Source organism: Fulvivirga imtechensis AK7 (assembly GCF_000331535.1).
Taxonomy (GTDB): domain Bacteria; phylum Bacteroidota; class Bacteroidia; order Cytophagales; family Cyclobacteriaceae; genus Fulvivirga; species Fulvivirga imtechensis.
The window spans coordinates 19,774-39,642 of record NZ_AMZN01000095.1; the positions used below are offsets into that span (position 1 = coordinate 19,774).

9 protein-coding genes are annotated in these 19,869 nt (G+C 39.4%); 7 read left to right on the forward strand and 2 right to left on the reverse strand.

What is annotated here, in order from left to right; translation table 11 throughout:
- Positions 1–191: 191 nt before the first annotated feature.
- The 5 genes from C900_RS24220 (at position 192) to C900_RS24240 (ending at position 13,663) form a co-directional block, all read left to right on the forward strand.
- On the forward strand, positions 192–926 hold the full coding sequence (locus tag C900_RS24220; protein WP_040497466.1) for a Ser-Thr-rich GPI-anchored membrane family protein: 735 nt from the start codon (positions 192–194) through the stop codon (positions 924–926).
- Between the two features lie 10 nt (positions 927–936).
- Positions 937–4,920, forward strand: a complete 3,984-nt coding sequence (locus C900_RS28915; RefSeq protein ID WP_051053008.1) for a fibronectin type III domain-containing protein — start codon at positions 937–939, stop codon at positions 4,918–4,920.
- A 149-nt stretch (positions 4,921–5,069) separates the two neighbouring features.
- A complete protein-coding gene (locus C900_RS24230; RefSeq protein WP_009582977.1) occupies positions 5,070–6,263 on the forward strand; it encodes a caspase family protein in 1,194 nt (397 codons plus the stop codon).
- A 36-nt stretch (positions 6,264–6,299) separates the two neighbouring features.
- The gene (locus C900_RS24235) at positions 6,300–9,656 is read left to right on the forward strand and encodes a sensor histidine kinase (protein ID WP_009582978.1); all 3,357 of its coding nucleotides are present in this window, start codon (positions 6,300–6,302) and stop codon (positions 9,654–9,656) included.
- A gap of 308 nt (positions 9,657–9,964) precedes the next feature.
- Entirely contained in the window at positions 9,965–13,663 is a 3,699-nt protein-coding gene (locus tag C900_RS24240) for a hybrid sensor histidine kinase/response regulator (protein WP_009582979.1), read from the forward strand.
- A 37-nt stretch (positions 13,664–13,700) separates the two neighbouring features.
- On the opposite strand, the gene C900_RS24245 is transcribed toward C900_RS24240, so the two are convergent.
- Together C900_RS24245 and C900_RS30095 are read right to left on the reverse strand one after the other, a co-directional pair.
- Positions 13,701–14,636: a HAMP domain-containing histidine kinase gene (locus tag C900_RS24245; RefSeq protein ID WP_040497468.1), complete on the reverse strand. Its 936-nt coding sequence runs from the start codon at positions 14,634–14,636 to the stop codon at positions 13,701–13,703.
- A 568-nt stretch (positions 14,637–15,204) separates the two neighbouring features.
- Entirely contained in the window at positions 15,205–15,372 is a 168-nt protein-coding gene (locus C900_RS30095; RefSeq protein ID WP_009582981.1) for a hypothetical protein, read from the reverse strand.
- Between C900_RS30095 and C900_RS24250 the strand changes: the two genes are divergently transcribed.
- Both C900_RS24250 and C900_RS28920 read left to right on the forward strand, forming a co-directional pair.
- Complete coding sequence (locus C900_RS24250) at positions 15,371–16,987, forward strand: hypothetical protein (protein ID WP_040497469.1); 1,617 nt, start codon at positions 15,371–15,373, stop codon at positions 16,985–16,987. The genes C900_RS30095 and C900_RS24250 overlap by 2 nt on opposite strands.
- Positions 16,988–17,210: 223 nt before the next feature.
- Entirely contained in the window at positions 17,211–19,517 is a 2,307-nt protein-coding gene (locus C900_RS28920; RefSeq protein WP_009582984.1) for an RHS repeat-associated core domain-containing protein, read from the forward strand.
- Positions 19,518–19,869: the final 352 nt, after the last annotated feature.

The window sequence follows — 19,869 nt, forward strand, 5'->3', positions numbered from 1 at the left end:
GTACAGGATCATGCGCTTATGCTTGTGTAATACTACCTGATTAGAAGTATTAGTGTTATTGGTTGGCAGGTAAAAAGCAAAAACAGCTAGGACATAGAATTTAAGCAATAATACATGAAATAGGGAAAAAATTACCTAAGAGAGCCAAAGGCCTATATCTAATTTTGTATTTGGGAAAATTACAATAGGTTATGAAAGTTGGTTTTTGTTTTGCTTTATGCTTAATCCTATTTACACTTTTTGTTCATGCTCAGGAATTACGCATTAACAACATAGAGCTTTTTAATCAAGAAGTTATTATTCATTATGATATCGAGGATTCAGTAGTTGGTAGGCGTTACACTATAAAAGTATATTCATCTCATGACAATTACTTAAACCCACTTGAGCAGTTATCAGGAGATGTGGGCCTTGAGGTAAAACCAGGTTATAGTAAAAAAATTATCTGGCAGCCCAGCAGGGATCTTGGAGATAAATTTAATGGCAAGGTAGCTCTGGAAGTACGATCGAAACTTTTCATTCCATTTGTAAATATGGAGGGATTTGAAGAGACTGAAGTATTGAAAAGGACCAGGGAGTATAAAATCGCCTGGACGGGAGGGCATCCTCAAAATGTCCTGAATTTTGACTTATATAAAGGAGATGAAAAAATTCTCACTTATCCCAATATTGCTAATGCAGGTCATTATACACTGATAGTACCAGCATATGTACGCCCTGGAAAAGATTACTGGTTTAAAGTAAGTGATGCCAAAAATAAAGAAGAGGTGGTTTATACCGAACGCTTCAGGATAAAAAGAAAGATACCGTTGATAGCTAAAATTATTCCAATGGCTGTTATGGCAGGCGCTGGATATTATTTCCTACAGCCAAAAGGCAACGTGGATAACACTATACCTGATGCCTTACTTCCGGATGAAAAATAGAACAATTAATATGACTAAGGTTATTAGATTATTTTTTTACATATCAGTGATATTAATGTTATCACATGAGGGGCTTTTTGCAAAAAGTGCGACTTCAGTAGCTGGCTGTGTTGCCCCTGAGACTTTCGACATGAAAGACGTAACCAATATTTACAATAATAAAGTTACTTTGAACTGGTATAAAGCTACTAATGAAAATGGAGGTTATGAAATATATAAAAAGCTTTCATCCAATTCAACATATTCTTTGGAGACCACAGTAGGGCCGGGTGTTTTAACAGCGGATATAACCGGATTGTCAGGTAATACCAGTTATACGTTTTATGTAAGGGCAGTGAGGCTTTGTGCTGTGAATGAAGATATTGTGGAGGCTTATAGAAATTCAAATACCATAACAGCTCTCACAAAACCGAATACCCCTACAACTAAATTGGCTTCAGGGATAGAATCGGATAAATTTACAGCAAACTGGTATGCCGCTAGTGGTACAGGCAGTGTTACTTATGGACTTGTTGTGGCAGATGCTTCGCTGGTAACGCAGGGCACGTACACGTTAATATCAGGAACCTCATATGAGGTTAATTCACTTGCGCTGGCTCCTGCTACGACCTACTATTATAAAGTAAGGGCAGTCAATTCCAGTGGCGCCTCAGGCTATTCATCTTGGCGTAGTGTTTTTACCTTACCTTCAACGCCTGTGGCAGATGCTGCAGGGCCTGTCGGCCAAACGTCTTTTACTGCTAATTGGAATGCAACAGCAGATGCCACCAGTTATGAGTTGGATGTAGCAACAGATGCGAATTTTGTGGCTGGTAGTTACTTGCTACAAACAGCCGGGCTTACGCTGGCTTCATATGATCTAACAGGCTTATCGGCCGGTGAAAAATACTATTACAGGGTTCGCGGAGTGAACTCGTCCGCTAAATCAAAAAACTCGAACGTCATGGAGGTATTGATGATTCCTCCTGATATTTCATCTATTACCGTGACTGATATAGGTCAGAATAGTTTCATACTTAGTTGGGATAAAGCCAAGGAAGCGACTACATACAATTTGGATGTAGCTATCGACAACAGTTTTAGCAATATAATATTCACAGACAATACCATAGAGCAACCAGGGACAGGTATAACAGAAGTAACAAGATCAGTGACTGGTTTGGCTTCAGGTACTCCACATTATGTAAGAATAAGCGCTATCAATTATTCTGGTGAATCTGGTTATACCAATGCCGTAGCACTAACAAAACCAGCTAACCCACTTGCAGCTACCCCATCTTCAATCACACAGGATTCATTTTTGGCTAAATGGACCGCTGTAACAGGAGCTAGCGATTATGAACTGGATGTTTCCGATGACTTAAATTTTGAAAACATAGTATACCAAAACCTCTCCACAGGAAATATTTTTTCTGAAACAATAAATGGACTTGCTGCAGGAAAAAATTATTATTATCGAGTGAGAGCCATCAATGAGAGCGGTACATCCGGAGACTCTAATACTGTTACCACTATAACCATTCCTGCCGAACCTGTAAGTGTAAATTTTAGTAATATAGGTCAGAATGGGTTTAACGTTCAATGGCCGTTTGTAGAGGGAGCGGCCGGTTATGAGTTAGATGCTTCTACTTCCTCTGACTTCTCTTCTGATATTACCAATCTATTGGTGATGGCTTCGGGTGAAGTCGAAGAACTTGGGACCTTTTCAGGCATGGCCCCGGGCACAGAATTTTATCTTAGGATCAGATCACTAAACGAAAGTGGAAATTCTGCATATGCGATTTTTTCTGACAATCCAGTGTTAACTTCTCCGGATAACCCTGTGGCTGCTAATGCAAATAGTATTCAGCAAACTTCATTTACAGCCAACTGGCAGCCAGTTCCTTCCGCTGTCGGATATTTATTGACTGTGTCGAGGGACATTGATTTTAATTCAACACTTTCGGAATATACAGATAAGATAGTTACCAGTACATCGCATATGGTTGAAGGATTGGACCCCGGAGTGAGGTATTATTATCGTGTAGTAGCACAAAATCTCAGTGGTAATTCCCGGAACTCTAATGCTGTTTCAACAATTACAATACCAAAACCACCAGCTATCACGGAGTTTTCAGAACATACTTCCGTGAGTTTTAAAGTGTCATGGCAAAATGATGCGGTGGGTGTAGATAACTACCTCTTATATGTTGCCACCGATGAAAATTTTACAGAACTATTGCCGCAATACGGTCCAAAAACTATTTCAGGGAATTTTCTGGAAACTTATGTAAATCAGGACTTACTGCCAAATAAAATTTACTATATTAAATTGGAGGCCGCTAATGAAAGTGGGGCATCTACGTCCTCGCAAATTAGGATAACGTCTACGCTCAATGCAGATGGTACGGTTAATTCCCCTGAAGTAGCCGAGCCGGTGTATACTAAAGAAACGAATATCATGTCATTTAGCGTCAGCGGCGGTGTTGGTGGTATTAAGGATGTATTATTTCTTTATAAAGGTGTTGCAGCGCAGGAATATGATACATTGACGCTTTTAGTAGAGAACAATGAACATAATGTAGAGATACCACAAGATGCTTTTGATGAGTTTGGGCTCGAGTATATTATCATAGCACGTGATATGGCTGAATGGGAGGTGAAGAAAGATGATAAAATTCGTGCTACTATTGAAAATGTGAAAATACCCTTAACAAACTTTGGCAGAGACATCTCTAATTATAGAATGATCTCTATACCGTATGATCTGGCCAGCAATAGAATAGAGGACAATATCATTAAAGCAGTTGGCGCTCCTGATAAAGCGAAATGGCGATTTATGCACTACAGGAATGGAGCATACGTTTATTATGATGCTCTTGCAGTTGAGAATTTTGTTAAGCAAAATGCTTATTGGTTCATTTCTGTTGATACTGTTGAGCTATCGTTTGGTGAGGGGTTGGCTCCAGATTATGACTTATCTAACCCCTTTATAATGAAATTGAAAAAGGGTTGGAACCAGGTGGGGAGCCCTTACCCATTTGACCTGAATTGGTCTCAGGTACTCAGTTATAATGGAAGCCCGGAAGGTGTGGGAGGGCTAATGGTTTATGATGCTGAAAACTTGTCCTTTATAGAAAGTGATATCTTACCCAAATTTGGAGGCGGCTTTGTTTTTTCAGAAAATGATCAGGTCATTCTTACTATTCCTGTTGATATCAGGAATAATAACAGTGGAGGAAATGGAGGAAGGTTGAGCAACACAAAGTTAGAATCTGAAGAAATTGGTAGTGACAGATGGTTTCTTCCACTGGAGCTATCCGTAGGAAAGATGAAGAGCAGGATAGGAGGTGTTGGAATGAGTATTGATGCAAGTGACGGAGGGGATAGGTTAGATATGGTGAGTATGCCCAGATTCCTCAAATATCTGGAGTTCATAGTTGAGCACCCGGATCACTTTGCAAGATATTTTACAAGGGATATTGTTACTGCAAAACCCCTCCATCATTGGGATGTTAAAGTGGAGCATAATTATGGTAATGGTCCAGTGTCTATAGAGTGGGATTCCGACAGGATTTTAAAGTCAGGGGTTACACTTTTACTACAAGATAAGGAGGCCGGAGTTCTGATTGATATGAGTGCAACCGGTAGTTATACCTTCTCCGATCCATCCAGAGAACTTAAGATAATATATTCAGAAGTAAAAAGTGATATAGGCGCCACCAAAATCCAGTTTGGGATGGCTTATCCAAATCCTGCATCCGAAAGTGTGTTTATACCTGTTCAGTTTATCTTAGGTGACGATGCCAGTAAAATACAGGTATTGGTATATGATCAGAAAGGTGTTTGTGTGTACCATGAACAGGTAGTTAGTCGCGAACCAGGTTTATTTGAATACAATTGGGATACACGAAATATTTCAGGTGATCCGGTACCTGATGGTTTATATCATTATCAGGTGATTGATCAGACGAATTCGAAAAGTTGGAATGGTAAAGTAATTATAAGTAGATAGTGTCTCTAAGATAACGTCAATGTCTGCGTTATGCTCGTCCCAAAAATGCTCGCGTACCCCAGTACGCTCCGCTTTTTGGCACTTCACAAGCCTTGACCTTAACGTTTTCTTAAAGCCACTTAGAGTTTTCTTACAAACACTAGATAGGAATGAGGGTATTAATGTTAGCTATTCTTTTAACCGTAGCATATACATGTGTAATAGCACAGAATGCAAGGACAAATTATGTTCACCTGGATCTGAGCGCTGAGACGCTGCCAGATACAAAATCATTACCAGAGATCAATTGGGTAGTGCCGAAGTTTGATTATACTCATAGTGAAGATCAATCGATGACGATCAGATCTTATGTGTTTTCAACCCTACCTGTAACCGATATTTCATTATTGATACGTGATGCTGAGTATGGAAGCATTCTTTCACAAAAAGTCCTGGAGTTTTCCCACGGTCAGCAGAGCATTGAAATAGAGGAGAAGCTATTTTTACCTAAAGGTATGCATATGTTGGAACTAGTGGTAACTAATGAATCCGGAGCTAAAACCTCAGAGATAAAAAATGTTAAGATAGGTGATGAGGCTCCAGAAAAGGTTTTAGGGAGCCGTAAGGATTTTGCCCTGGTAATAGCTACAGATAAGTATCAAAATTTTAATGACCTGGTAAATCCCATTCAGGACTCGGACTCTATCATATATCAGTTGAAGAAAAAGTATGGTTTTGAGGTAGAAATGCTCAAAAATCCCACAAGCCATGATATTTGGAAAAAGATCAGAGAGTACAATGAAAAGCAATACGGTCCTTATGATCAATTACTGATTTTTTTTGCCGGACATGGAAATTATGATGAAGTGCTCAAGGAAGGGTATTACATAGCCCATGATTCCCAAAAGGACGATCGTACAGGAAGCTCCTACATCTCACATTTACGATTGGCTAAAATTTTAGATAATAATCCCTGCAGACGATTATTTCTTATTATGGATTCGTGCTTTGGTGGGGCTATCGGAGAAGTAGGTTCAGTTATAACAGAGGAGAAAAAGTCAAACGTACAAGTTCAGAATAATTATGAAATTAGTGTGAATCAGATGCTCGTCAGGAAACTCAGCACTAAGGTTAGAAAGTACCTCACTTCCGGGGGAAAACAATACGTTTCTGATGGCATACGAGGGCAACATTCCCCCTTCGCAGCAAAATTAATTGAGTCTCTAAAAACCAATGGTGGCGAAGATAATGTTCTAACCTTAGCGGAGATTGGTGTTAATATGGAAAAGTTGCCACTCACACCTCGCTTCGGCTCCTTTGGACATAATGATCCCCTTGGAGATTTTGTTTTCATTGCTCGATAGTAAAGAATTAGTGCTATTCTTCAGTGACTGTCTTCCATGTCCATGTGTAGGTTGATCAATAACGCCAGTGCTTTTGTATTTCTGTTTTTTAGCATTCTTTTTACAGAAGCAGAAGCCCAGGGATCTTACTGGTTTAGGAATTATTCCATAGAAGAAGGCCTGTCACAAGAAACTGTCAACTGTATTTATCAGGATAGCAAAGGCTTTATGTGGTTTGGCACTTTGGACGGCCTCAATAAGTTTGATGGCTATAGCTTTACAGCATACCGACACAGTGCTGCAGACTCATCCAGTATTGTTGGTAATTATATTGTGAGCATAGATGAAGATGGAAACGGAAACATGTGGATACTTACACGGAGAGGTGTATCCATGTGGGATCGGGATCAACAAAAATTTAGAAGCTACAATGTAAACAGCATTAAAGCATCTGAATATACGGCTCTTCAGGTTGACCAAAATAATACAGTCTGGATAGGGACAAGAGGCGATGGGATATTCCTTATCAAGGATGATCAGGTCGTTCATATACCTTATATGACAAAAATATCAGAAGGTACTCATAAGAATATTACCGCTCTATATTCCGATCCATTGAATAATATGTGGATAGGAACGGAGCAACATGGGCTGATTATATATAATATCACTACGGACTCTTTTAAAGAATACATACATAATCCTGCAGACGAGAATTCCATTTCAAATAATAACATCTGGAGCATATATGGTGATAGTAAGGGGCATGTCTGGCTGGTGCCTATACAAGGTCCTCTTTCAAGGTATGATTATTCAAAAGATATCTTTAAAGAGTTTAGTATCTATACAGAGGCAAGTGATAATATTTCTATTACACAAATCTGTGAAGGCTATAAAGGAGATTTTTGGATAGGGACTTTTGAAGATGGCTTATTAAACTATAATTTCCTTACCCAAAGAAGTACATTCTACAGGCCGAAGTCCGGCAACCGCTTCAGTATAGGTAGCGATCTCATAATGGCTTTATATAGAGATAAGATGGGGAATATTTGGATTGGTACCAGTGGCGGAGGAGTTAGTAAACTTAGCCAGGAAGAAACACTGTTTGCACTTTATCAACATGATATCTTCGATCCGGCGAGTTTGCCGGACAATTCAGTTTGGGCAATTGGCCAGGATAGGAGCGGAGTTGTATGGGTAGGGACAGCCAAGGGATTGTCTCGTTTTTATAGGATACAGGGAATATTTCGTGAATTTAAATTAGAAGGTATTAAGGGCTCTAATGCTGTAGTGCAGTGTATTTATGCAGATCAGGATGATAATCTTTATGTAGGGGTTTATCATGAGGGATTAAAAGTTCTGAGTAAGGATCGGGAATTTGTTAGATCGTATAAACACGATCCGGGGAGCTCCGCCAGCTTGAGTAATGATGATGTATTTTGTATTACCGAAGATAAGTATGGCGATATATGGGTTGGAACGTGGAATGGCCTTAACAAATTCAACAAGAAAACGGGGGAGTTTAAACATTACTTTTATAATAATGAGGACTCCGGCACGATTAGCAACAACACAATTTTTTCAATTTATGAGGACAAATCCGGTACTGTCTGGATAGGGACAGGGGGGGGATTAAACAGGTATAACGAGGATAACGACACATTTACACGGTATTTAGCTGATCCATTAGATAGTACTACGCTTTCAAATAACTATGTGCTGACTATAAGTGAAGATTCTAACGGTAATCTATGGATCGGTACATACGGTGGAGGCCTTAATTATTTTGATCGCGGTAGACAAGTTTTTATTCATTATTCGGAGAGTGATGGTTTATCCAATAACTACATTTATGGGATATTAAAAGATGCGCAAAATGATCTTTGGATGAGCACAAATAGGGGAATTAGCTTTTTGGATGTTGAAACCTTTACCTTTACCAATTATGATATTACCGATGGTTTACAAAGCAATGAGTTTACACAAGGGGCATTTGCCAAAGCGAATAACGGAGATATGTATTTCGGTGGTATCAAAGGATTGAATATTATAAATCCGCAGCAGGTATTCCTGGCCAGAACGAATATCAGTACCCAAAGGGCGCCATTGGCCTTTATAGATTTTCAATTATTCAATAAGTCAGTTTTGCCAAGTCCGGCAGGTCTATTAAAAAGAAACATTAATGAAGTTGAAAGTATCACTCTACCATATCAACAAAATAATTTTGGGTTTAGCTTTTCTTTACTCAATTACCAGAATGTATACAAAACTAACTATTCCTACATGTTAGTAGGGTTTGATGAAACCTGGAATGAAGTTGGAAACAAGCATTCAGCAAGCTACACAAACATTGATCCGGGTGAATATACCTTTAAGGTCAGGGCCGCTGGCTTGGATGGTACTTGGGTAGAACGCTATATTATGGTTTACATAACACCCCCCTTTTGGCAATTATGGTGGTTTAGGTTATCGGTTTTTATATTTTCCTGTGGCATAGTCTATTTAATGATCAGGACCAGGACCTCTGTACTAAGAAAACAAAAGGCGCACCTGGAAAAGGTAGTAAGAGAGCGAACCAGGGAAATCATTAATCAACGGGAAGAGATTAGTTTCCAAAAAAAAGAAATCGAACAACAAAAAAATGAGTTGGAAGTTACAAATGATGAGTTACGCGACAAAAATGAGAAGTTGGTGCTTTTGAACAAAGAAAGGGACGAGTTCCTGGGTATTTTTGCACATGATGTAATAGATCCTTTGATGTCTATTCAGGTTTTAGGGGTGCAGCTCCGTAAGAATGCTGTAAAATACAATGGATCCGATATTGAAAATATAGGTCGAAGAATCGAGTTCAATGCTGCTCATATCTCATCATTGACTTCAAATATGTTAAAAGCAGGACTCATTGAATCAGGAAGAATTAATCTTAAAATTGAAAGGTTTAACATCATCCAGGTTATAAAGGGCTCTGTAGTGGAATTTGCGCAAAAAGCACTCGAGAAAAATATAATGCTACAGGCTGATTATGAACCAGGAAAAATTTATGCCTTAGCTGATAAAGCTGCGGTGACTCAAATAATACAAAATTTGCTATCCAATGCGATTAAATATACACAACCTGGTAAAAACATATATGTAAAAGTCGGGCAAATAAGGAATTTCTGTAGAGTAAGTGTAAAGGATGAAGGTATTGGCTTTACAGAAGAGGACAAAAGAAAGGCTTTTACTAAGTTTTCGAAATTAAGCGCCAGGCCAACAGGGGGAGAGCCTTCGACAGGACTTGGTTTATATATAGTAAAGATGTTGGCAGAGAAAATAAGAGGAAAGTTATGGTTTGAAAGTATGAGCGGAAGAGGGAGTACTTTTTATGTCGAATTGCCTTTGTCGATTGACAGTGAAGAGGGTGGGATCCTTTAAAGATCAGAGTAAGGATAAATGTCATATAGGCTTGTTACAAACCATATTAAACTACGATTTTTAGTCGTTATTACAGATTCTTTGTTTGAAATTTCTTGAAAAAGAGTTAAGTTATAGGTAGTCTTTGTAAAAAACTCTAAGTGTCTTTAAGAAAACGTTCCCACCAAAGGGTGGGACGAAGTCACAAAAGCGGAGCCCCTTGGGGAAGAGCATTTTTGGGACAAGTGTAACGCAGACATTGGCTCTTACAGACACCAGGTAGGATTCTTCCCCAAGAATTAAAGGTAAGCAAACCCATGAGATCTAGTATGAATCTCTTTACTGCATCAGGTATCATTTCAAGGTTGTCGGCTTTTGTTTTTTTTACGACTGTGTGCGCCCTTTCAGAAGCACAAAATGATATATATAGGTTTGAGAAGGTTGTAGAGGTGGAAGAAGCCATTGCAGGCAAACGCATTACAGAACTCTTTTTTGACAGCAACGGATTTCTTTGGATAGGTACCACTACCGGACTGTTTAAATACAATGGCTATGAAACTGTATCTTACAAAAAGAATTCTAAAACGCGAAGCTTGCCTCATAATTATATTTTGGCCATTGAGGAACTGGAGCCGGGAAAGCTGTTGATCGGCACCTATGGAGGAGGATTATCCATACTAGATGTTGAATCAGAAACATTTGAAACTTTTATCCATAACTCAAAGCAGGGAAGCATTAGCCATAATGAAGTAAATGATATACATAAAACAAAAAATGGGACTATTTGGGTTGCTACTTCTGGTGGTTTAAATAAATATAACAAGTCCGATAGTACGTTCAAAAAATATCAATTTCGACCGCATAATACAGAAGCTGTCAATGGGGATGAAATTTATAAGATATTTGAAGATAATGAGGAAAATTTCTGGCTGGCTGTAAATGGTGGGCTTGTTAAGTTTAACCCTGACATGGGGTCATTTACGACTTACCGGGCAGCACCGAAAGGCTCACGGAGAATAACTGAGATCATTCAGGATGATAGTGGGGTTATTTGGATCACATATGGACAAGGGTTGTACAGGTTGCAATCGGATTCTTTTGAGAAGCACCTTGGTGAGTACGAGATTTATCGTATGGAAAAGGATAGCCGCGGTATGCTTTGGATGACTTCCAATAGAGGGCTAATAGAATATGATCCTGTTACAGATCGTAAAATTGCTATTTATGCAGAGGATGAAAACATAAGGGGGGTGTATCTTGACCGGTCCGATCTGCTTTGGTTTTGGTCGAAAGGAATATTGAATAAAATGGACCTTCATGACAGTAATATTTTCTATTATCCGGTAAAGTCAATCAATGCTATTTATGAAACTGAAGATAAAGTCTGGATAGGAACCAATACTGGTATCTCATATTTAGACATAAACAGTCACTCAGTTCAAAAAGTCAATTTTCCCGAAAAACCTATATGTACTTTGTTCAGACGTGATCAGCAAATCTGGTCTGGCTGTTACAGAGGATTGTTTGTTTTAGATCTGGAAAAGGAAACCGTAAAACAGTATCACGTGGACCCTCAAAATAGAAGCGGTAGTATCAATGATAATGCAATTCAGGATGTATTGATGGATGGAGACGGTACAATTTGGGTTGGAACCTGGAATGGAGGGTTAAACAGGTATCGGGAAGACTCAGATAATTTTACAAGTTTTAATGCCGCTAACAGTGACCTTAATCACAATAACCTCACCCAAATTTTCGAATATTCGAAAGATTTGCTTTGGATAGCTACCTTTGGTGGAGGGATAAACATTTTCGATAAGAATGTGAATGAATTTGTTGGCTATCATCTGTCTGATACAGCGGTCAACACCATAAGTAGCAACTACGTTATTAAAATATATGAAGATAGCCATTCAAACATTTGGATAGGTACCATTGAAGGTCTGGATAAGTTTAATAGGGAAACAGCTTTATTTGAACGTTTTGCTATTCACACCTATGTTAGAGATATTATAGAGGACCTACATGGAAACCTTTGGATCGTTACCAATGAAGATGGCATTTTTAAATACAATTCAAAATCTGATCAGTTTAATCGTTATGATGAATTCGGAGGTGTTGACACCAAACCAATGGATGCGTGTTGGAGGGACAAAAATGGGAACTTGTATTTTGGAGGAGACGAGGGTCTTGTTATTTTTAATCCCGACAGTGTCGTATATAATGACTATGTACCCCCTGTAATTGTATCTAATTTCGAAATTTTTCATCAAAAACAGAAGCTTGCAGAATTTTATAATACTACTGGGTCTGGAAGTTCAATCTCAGATAAGAGTATTATTCTGCCATACGATAAAAACACGTTCTCATTTGAGTTTGCAGCACTCGAGTTCCGATCACCACAAAAAATACAGTATGCATATAAACTGGAAAATTTTAATGATGACTGGATTCTAACCGATGCAAAGCATAGAGTTGCCACATATACAAATGTGGATCCGGGTGCGTATAAACTTAGGATAAAAACCATGAATACTTCAGGGGTGTGGAATGACAATGAAACAACACTGGCCGTAATCATCAATCCGCCATTTTGGAAGACTGGCTGGTTTATCGTTTCAATGGTTGCATCAGCCATTGGCCTGGTTTTAGCCGTTGACAGATATCGTTTAAAAACCTTAAGAATGAGGAAGGCAGAACTTGAAAGTGAAGTAGCTGCCCGTACAAAAATGCTGGATCGCCAGGCCAGGCAACTAAAGGAGTTGGATGAGTCAAAGTCCAGATTGTTTGCAAATATTTCTCATGAATTCAGAACCCCACTTACCATATTGATGAATTTGATCAACAAGCAAATAACACACAAGCACCAACCGCCAGCCTTAAAAGATAGCTTCACGATGATGCGGAATGCGAAAAATTTGCTACTCCTCATTAACCAATTACTTGATCTTTCGAAGCTTGAATCCGGCAAATTAAAACTTGAAGCCTCACAGGGAGATCTTGTTAACTTTACAAAAAAGATCGTTAGCCAATTCGAGCCCTTGGCGTATGAAAAGAACATACTGATCGAATTTAATGGGTCAAAACTTGATTTTAGAGTGGAAGAGCCTCCTGTCATACTGTTCTTTGACAAGGATAAGATCTATAAAACAGTATCAAATCTGGTGTCAAATGCTGTGAAGTTTACACCGGATAATGAGCGGATAATCGTGGAAGTAGCAGAGGAGGCAATGTATGCAATTATCCGGGTGACAAATACCGGGGTTGGTATACCACAAGATAAACTCGACCAATTGTTTGACAGGTTTTACCAAAGCAATACGTCCGATATTAACCTGAAAAATGAAGGAACAGGAATAGGGCTTGCCCTGGTGAAGGAATTGATGGAGCTGCATATGGGAGGCGTGAGTGTTAAAAGTGAGAACAGTAGCGTTACGTTTGAAGTTAAGTTACAAATGAATTCTGACTACTTGTCTGAGGAGGAGATAATAGATCAGGATATGGGGCAGTTAATAGAAAAGCAGATATTCAAATGGTCGGACAGAGAGTACTACGAAGCAAAGGAGTATCTGAATGAAGCAAAAAACAAGGATGCTTTAGAAGAGATAGTTCAGAGAGGTGTAAAGCCTTACGTGCTATTGGTAGAGGATAATTATGAACTACTGCAAACCACTAAAAATATACTAATTAATGAGTATCACGTGTTGGAGGCAAAGACGGGTACAGAAGGATATGAGATGGCAACACAGTTAATCCCAGATGTGGTCATCAGTGACGTTATGATGCCAGGTATGAATGGTTATGAACTGTGTGAAAAACTAAAGACAAATGGTCGGACAAGGCATATTCCAATCATCATACTTACCGCCAAAGTGAGTGTTGAGGATGAATTAAAGGCTTTCCAGGTGCAAGCTGATGCATATATAACCAAACCTTTTAATGAAAGAGAGCTAAGGTTAAGAATTAAGGCGCTGATAAATGAAAGGGAAAATGCCAGGATACATGGTTTGAGAGCTAAAAACCAATAGAGTTTGAGGACTGAACTTTGAGCTCTATTCAAGCATTTTATGCTACATATTTTGAGCCGGTGAGAGGAGTTGTTAATGTTTCTGAATTCTGCTCTTCTAATTCTATTTCCCTTTCAGCTTTGGATAAGGCGGCACAAAGTTCACTAATTTCATTACTAAGCCGGAAGAGCATATCATCAAGTTCTTCTTTATTTTTATAGCCATTATTTTTCACCAGGTATTGTAAGCCCATGATTCTGGCGAGGGGCGCTTTGATCTCATGAGATATCACATCAGCATAAATGAGCAATTTATTATTTCTGGTATACAGTTTTTGAGTTTTTTCTGCAAGATTACTTCTGAGAACTGCATTAAGCTCATTAACCTGCCTGTTTGACATCAGAAGCTTTGCGTTGAGACTATTTATTTTATTTAAGGCGTGCTTAGAGGTAGCCATATAGTATCCCAGGCTAAGGAGTATCAGGATCCACATCAATACCAAAGGAGCTTTATATGAAATGTACTCATCAAGAACGAAATCAATTTCAGGTTTTTCAGAAGCTACTAGTAGCAGCATTTTATCATATACCAGCATATATATAAAGCTTAGTCCGATGAGTATGTGAAATTTGGTTTTACTGTATGAGGTTGAAAACAATAGTAAAATTACAATCAGAACATATATGGGAGCATAATTAAAGCCTAAGAACAACCCGTCATTTGGACCTGTTGAAAGTTCTGCGATGGGTATAATTGCCGGCCCCACGATTAAGTAGTACCTGTTGAAAGAAATGCATTTTGGACTTGACACAATATAGGTTACAGTAAGAATGGCGGAAAAGATAGTTATGATACCGCATAACTTCACTTCTCCATCTATCATGTAAAGAAAGGCTAAAATGATATGAGCTATAATACTTACTAAGGATACATACCTGATAAGTAAAACAGTGGTTTTGGATAGTTCCGTTTGGGAGAATAGTTTAATTGCCATTTACAACCGCTATAGCGCCTTTCTTCAAACTGTAAATTTTGCATATTAAGTGAATTTATATGGGTAAATAATTCCCAAAAACGTGTAAATAACTGACGGATAGTCTTTTAAATTAATGTGCGTTGAAATATAGAATGCTTAAAAGTAGAATCCACTTCGTAAGGTTCTTCATTCTTTAAAAATAATGAGTACGACAAGGCTTCGATCGTCAAGGATGAATAATAGGCAGTACGCAAAAGCAGTAGGCAAAAAATGGAGCGAGTAATAGTCGAAGTTCTTTAATGATGCACTTCGGTCTCAATAACAATGCTAATACATACCCGGAATTTTATAACACACATTTTTGATCCATAGCACAAGGTACATTACATTTTTTACCAGTAATTGGGAGATTTATCAATGTCTGTCCATCATAGATATGCGAATTTGGACCCGAGTTTCAATGTAAGCTCTTCCCTGATAATTTCTATAGCGAAATTCTTTTTTGCGAAGAGGAGTCTACACTCCTTATAGAGATACAGGGGTATTAGCATAAGTGGATAGGAAGTCGTAGAGTTGACGGAGGTTCTTATCTGGAAGTAGGGTAGACCTTTCGGTATTTAAAAACTCTTTTGTCAGACTCTGCGGCTTTACCTGTGTTCAGCACATCATTTTTCAATCCTGTCAGGTTGGCTTTCAAATATGGATTGGCTTTAGTTACGAACAGAAAGTAATCAACTAAAACCTTTAATATCATGAAAACCAAAAATCTATTCTTTAGTATTTTAATTATTTTCCTAGGCGCTTTGCAAGCCTGTAAACAGGACGATGACCTCCTGTTAGCCTCAACTTCTACTGAATCTGTTTCCACGCAGACAGTGAGTATGCCGGCGGGTTTTATTGCAGCGCCTGTTTGTGAGCCATCAGGTTCGGGCGCAGTATTTGAAGTGGGTCCCGGGAAAGCGTACGAAAATATCATAGACGTGCCTTTTGAAAACCTTGGTCCCGGGGATGTAGTTAAAATTTACGCCAAACCGGATCCATATTATGAAAGGATCATTTTAACAACGGCCAGGGGCACAGCCGGGAACCCAGTCTGTATTTGCGGAGTTCCTGATGGCAATGGCAACTTGCCTGTTCTGGATGGTACAAATGCAGCAGTGCGTCCTGTAAATGTTAATACGTACTTTAATGATATAACAGCTTACCTGGGCGTGATTGTGATAGCTAACGAATGGGATAATCATCCCGAACATATCCAGGTTAAAAACCTCATAATACAGGGTGCCCATCAATATAGTAATGATGGTAATCAGAAGTATAAAGTAATGGGTACCTCTACTTTGGAACCTTACAGTCCCGGTGCAGCAGGAATTTGGATGAGAGGAACGGATATAGAAGTGTCAAATTGTATTATTCAGGAAAATGGCAATGGTGTTTTTGGTGCCTATAACGGCCCTGAAAATCCACTGACCAATGTTAAATTGTACAACAATGTGATCAGGAACAATGGTACATACGGAGGGTACAGACATCACAATGTCTATCTTGAGGCTGATAGTCTTATAGTAAAGGGCAATCTGATTGGTCCGATCAGGGATGGGTCGCTGGGCATTAACTTAAAGAGCCGCAGTGCGGGTGAAGTAGTGATGTATAATAAACTGCAGGGTCCTGCTTCAAGGCATTTTGATTTTGTGGAGTCTCAGAATGGTTACGACTGGCTGGCGCAAAAGGCATCATTCAGGAGGACAATTGTAGCTGGAAACATAGTAGTGGGCGTTGAAGGGGGAGCAGGAAATATCTTACATTATGGTGGGGATGGAGATAATACAACGCCCTCAGATGACTTGAGGCAGGGAACCATATATGCCTATAATAATACTTTTCTGCTGCGAGGGTATTATTTAACCGGAGATCCTGATGCAGTATGGAGACAAAGCTTTACAGACCTGAACACGTGTAACGAGAAGCTGTATGCTTTTAACAACATATGGGCCTATCATAACCCGCGCCCCGATGAGACCAGTGATACCAACATCACCATTTTCAGGTACAGAGGTGTAGTGGACCATTTTTCTCACAACCTGGTAGCGAAGGCTACCAACGCCTGGTACAATGATAAGACAGACGGAGATCCGTGTCTGCAGGGTTATGACTTTGCTACCTTACAGGCAGCTATGGCCAGCAACTCCGATCTCAGTTTTGTAGATCTCGACAACGATGACTTGCACCTGGCTGCCGGCTCGGTAGCCATTGATGCGGGGGTGACCGTTCCGGTGGGACTACCAGCTATTGATCATCAGTTTGTTATGCCAAATAGCCTGGAAGAAAGGCATGGCTGCAGCTTGGATATTGGGGCGTACGAGTTGTAGTGCTTAATTATGGAGTTGTTTGAGATTCAACTGGATCCGGAGGGAAACATGAGTGATGTAAGGCCGCTGACTTTCGCAGGCAACTCCATTCTTTCTTTATTGTTTATCTGGAGGCACGCTACAGATTTTACAAGCCTGAGGGAAAAATCTCCCGATCATACTGCACCCTCCTTCCTACCTTGCGATTGATTATGCCTTTTAAAATATTATCAACTGCAAAGCAATGAAAACGAAAATTTACAAAATTCTACTCTCAATATTTTTATGGACTATTTCGGTTCAACTCTACAGCCAGGGCCTTATCCTGACATCAGGCGCTTATGATGTACATGGCCTTACCTATGACAAAAATGGCAATATCAATACCCTGAAAAGACAGGGGCTGATAAATGGCACAGTCTCTTCACTGGATGAACTATACTACACCTATACAGGTGATCAGCTTAAAGTAGTGAAGGATCTGGGGAGTAGTGATATTTTTAATGACCGGGTATCGGCTTTGGAAGAATTTATGTATGATGCCAATGGTAACATGGTAAAAGACCTGAATAAGGAGATAGATACTATTTACTATAATATACTGAATCTTCCGGATACAGTTGTATTCATTGATGGAAGGAAAGTAGTGTATACTTATCTGTCTAATGGTGCCAAGATAAAACAAAAGGTGCTGGATAGTAGTGGTAAGACAGTTAAGCTAAAAAGATATTCGGGAATTGCTGAATATTTCGACAATGATGTTATTATTGGAATAACCTCAATTTCAAAACTCAGTTTCAATAAAGAAGAAGATCAGGTGATAAGATCAGAATATCGATATTTCTTACAGGATCATGTGGGCAACAACCGTATGGTGATCACTCCGGATACAAAAGTCGATACATTTGCAACAGACTATGAAGGTGCCACTGACAATGATTTTGCGAATTATGGAGAGGTAACCAGAGTAAACAGCACCCTTTATAACCATACCTCAGGCGGCAGCTACTCTGAGCGTTTGAGTGGAGTGGATGGAGAAACTATAGGCCTGGCCAAATCGCTGGCAGTGTTTCCCGGGGATACGGTAAAAATGGAGGTTTATGCTAAATACTTTGCTAATCAAGGAGGAAGTACGGGTATAGCAAGTAATATGCTTGCGGCTATAACTGCGGCTTTTGGTATTACGCCTGATCCCGGAGGAGAGGGTGAATGGGTTTATGAGACCTTTGAAGCTTTATTTGGAGCAGGGCCCCTTGTTGATAATTCCACCAATAATGGAGATGCACCGGCTGCATATCTTAACTATTTATATTTCGACAAGGAATACAATTTGCTTGATATGGGCTATGACCGTATCAGCACGGTTGACCTGGGAGATGACCTCACTTCAGCCCATGAGCGGCTTCATTTGCAAGCAGTGGTCACACAGCCAGGTTATTTGTATATCTACCTTTCCAATGAGAATAATTACATACAGGATGTATACTTTGACGACCTCAAGATAATGCACAAGAAATCACCTATACAACAGGAGACTCATTACTATCCTTTTGGAGAAGCCATAGCAAGCTTGAGTTATACCCGGGAGGGCGTCAAAAATGACTATCTATACAACGGTAAAGAACTGGATAGCACTACCCAATGGCATGACTATGGCGCCAGGCATTATGATGCACAACTGGCACGTTGGCATAATATAGATCCTTTGGCTGAGAAGTATAGTTCTTGGAGTCCTTATAGTTATGCTTTGAGTGATCCAATAAATATAATTGATCCCGATGGAAGGGACAATCAATCTGCATTAGATTGGTCCAGCGAAAATTTGTTACCGAGAGTTGACATTACTTATAAGCCTTGGTATGCTGATCCTGATAATTCAAGAAGGTGGGAAGCCGGGGTAGTACCGGATCACATGGTTTGCCAGGAAGCAGTTTTTACTGCTTATATGAACTCCGATGCGGGGCCATGGCTACGAGAAAATGGTTTTGCTAATGGGAGGGACAATACTGCTTTTAAAAATAGGAACAGTGCCCGCGAATGGTTTCAGGAGGGGGATGGTACTTACAAAGAGTATGATACTGATATCACCTCTGGTCAAGTTGGGGATATAGTTGAGACAGGCGAAGATCAAGGCTACAAGGGCCATGTCACACTACTGGCAGCCGCACCTCCAGAAGCTATTAGCTATCGAAGAGGTGGTACTGAACATGAACGAATTGACATTAAGACGCATTCAACAGGAGCAACACAAACTGATGAAAATGGTAACCAAGTACGAAAAGTTTATGGAGAGAAAACGTTCACCATGGTCAGAAAAAGAAATGCAGATGGCTCCTGGACGGAATGGAGAGTCGGCACAAGTGATGGTAGATATAAAGAAAACGGGCAAAGATGGAGAGGATATATGAGAATAAATGGAGAAAAAATAAAAAGTGAAGAAGAGAAAAAGAAACAGGAAGAAAGTGACAAAAAAAGGAGGGAAGAATTCACAAATCAATTGTTGGAATCAGGCGCTCCTCTTCCGCGTCTGCTGTCACCTCATATGAACTAATCAGAACAAAAACGTTCAAGGCATTTGCCTTGAACGTTTTTGTTCTGATTCAGTTACAAGCCATAGTAATAGACAAACAACAATGAAGTTAATAATGATTGAGACGTAGGAAGTTTGTCCTTGTGTCTATTAATTTAACTTCTCAGGTTTCAGCTTTTAGAACACAGAAAATGTTACCGAAAATTACCTGCTAAAGAGCAAATTTTACCTGAGCCTACAATTTTAGTAGTATTACCTTTGTTTAGGTCATACCATTACTTAGGACATAACATGAGCACCGACAACACTTTTCTTAGGAAAAAATCCGATTGTGAGAATTATACTTCCTGAAAATGTAATCAACTGAAAGAAA

What these genes read in the sequence shown, in the direction of transcription:
- C900_RS30095 (WP_009582981.1), bottom strand. Translation starts at nt 15,372, where the DNA reads ATGATATTAAAGGTTTTAGTTGATTACTTTCTGTTCGTAACTAAAGCC.
- C900_RS24250 (WP_040497469.1), top strand. Translation starts at nt 15,371, where the DNA reads ATGAAAACCAAAAATCTATTCTTTAGTATTTTAATTATTTTCCTAGGC.
- C900_RS24245 (WP_040497468.1), bottom strand. Translation starts at nt 14,636, where the DNA reads ATGGCAATTAAACTATTCTCCCAAACGGAACTATCCAAAACCACTGTT.
- C900_RS28920 (WP_009582984.1), top strand. Translation starts at nt 17,211, where the DNA reads ATGAAAACGAAAATTTACAAAATTCTACTCTCAATATTTTTATGGACT.
- C900_RS24240 (WP_009582979.1), top strand. Translation starts at nt 9,965, where the DNA reads ATGAATCTCTTTACTGCATCAGGTATCATTTCAAGGTTGTCGGCTTTT.
- C900_RS24235 (WP_009582978.1), top strand. Translation starts at nt 6,300, where the DNA reads ATGTCCATGTGTAGGTTGATCAATAACGCCAGTGCTTTTGTATTTCTG.
- C900_RS28915 (WP_051053008.1), top strand. Translation starts at nt 937, where the DNA reads ATGACTAAGGTTATTAGATTATTTTTTTACATATCAGTGATATTAATG.
- C900_RS24220 (WP_040497466.1), top strand. Translation starts at nt 192, where the DNA reads ATGAAAGTTGGTTTTTGTTTTGCTTTATGCTTAATCCTATTTACACTT.
- C900_RS24230 (WP_009582977.1), top strand. Translation starts at nt 5,070, where the DNA reads ATGAGGGTATTAATGTTAGCTATTCTTTTAACCGTAGCATATACATGT.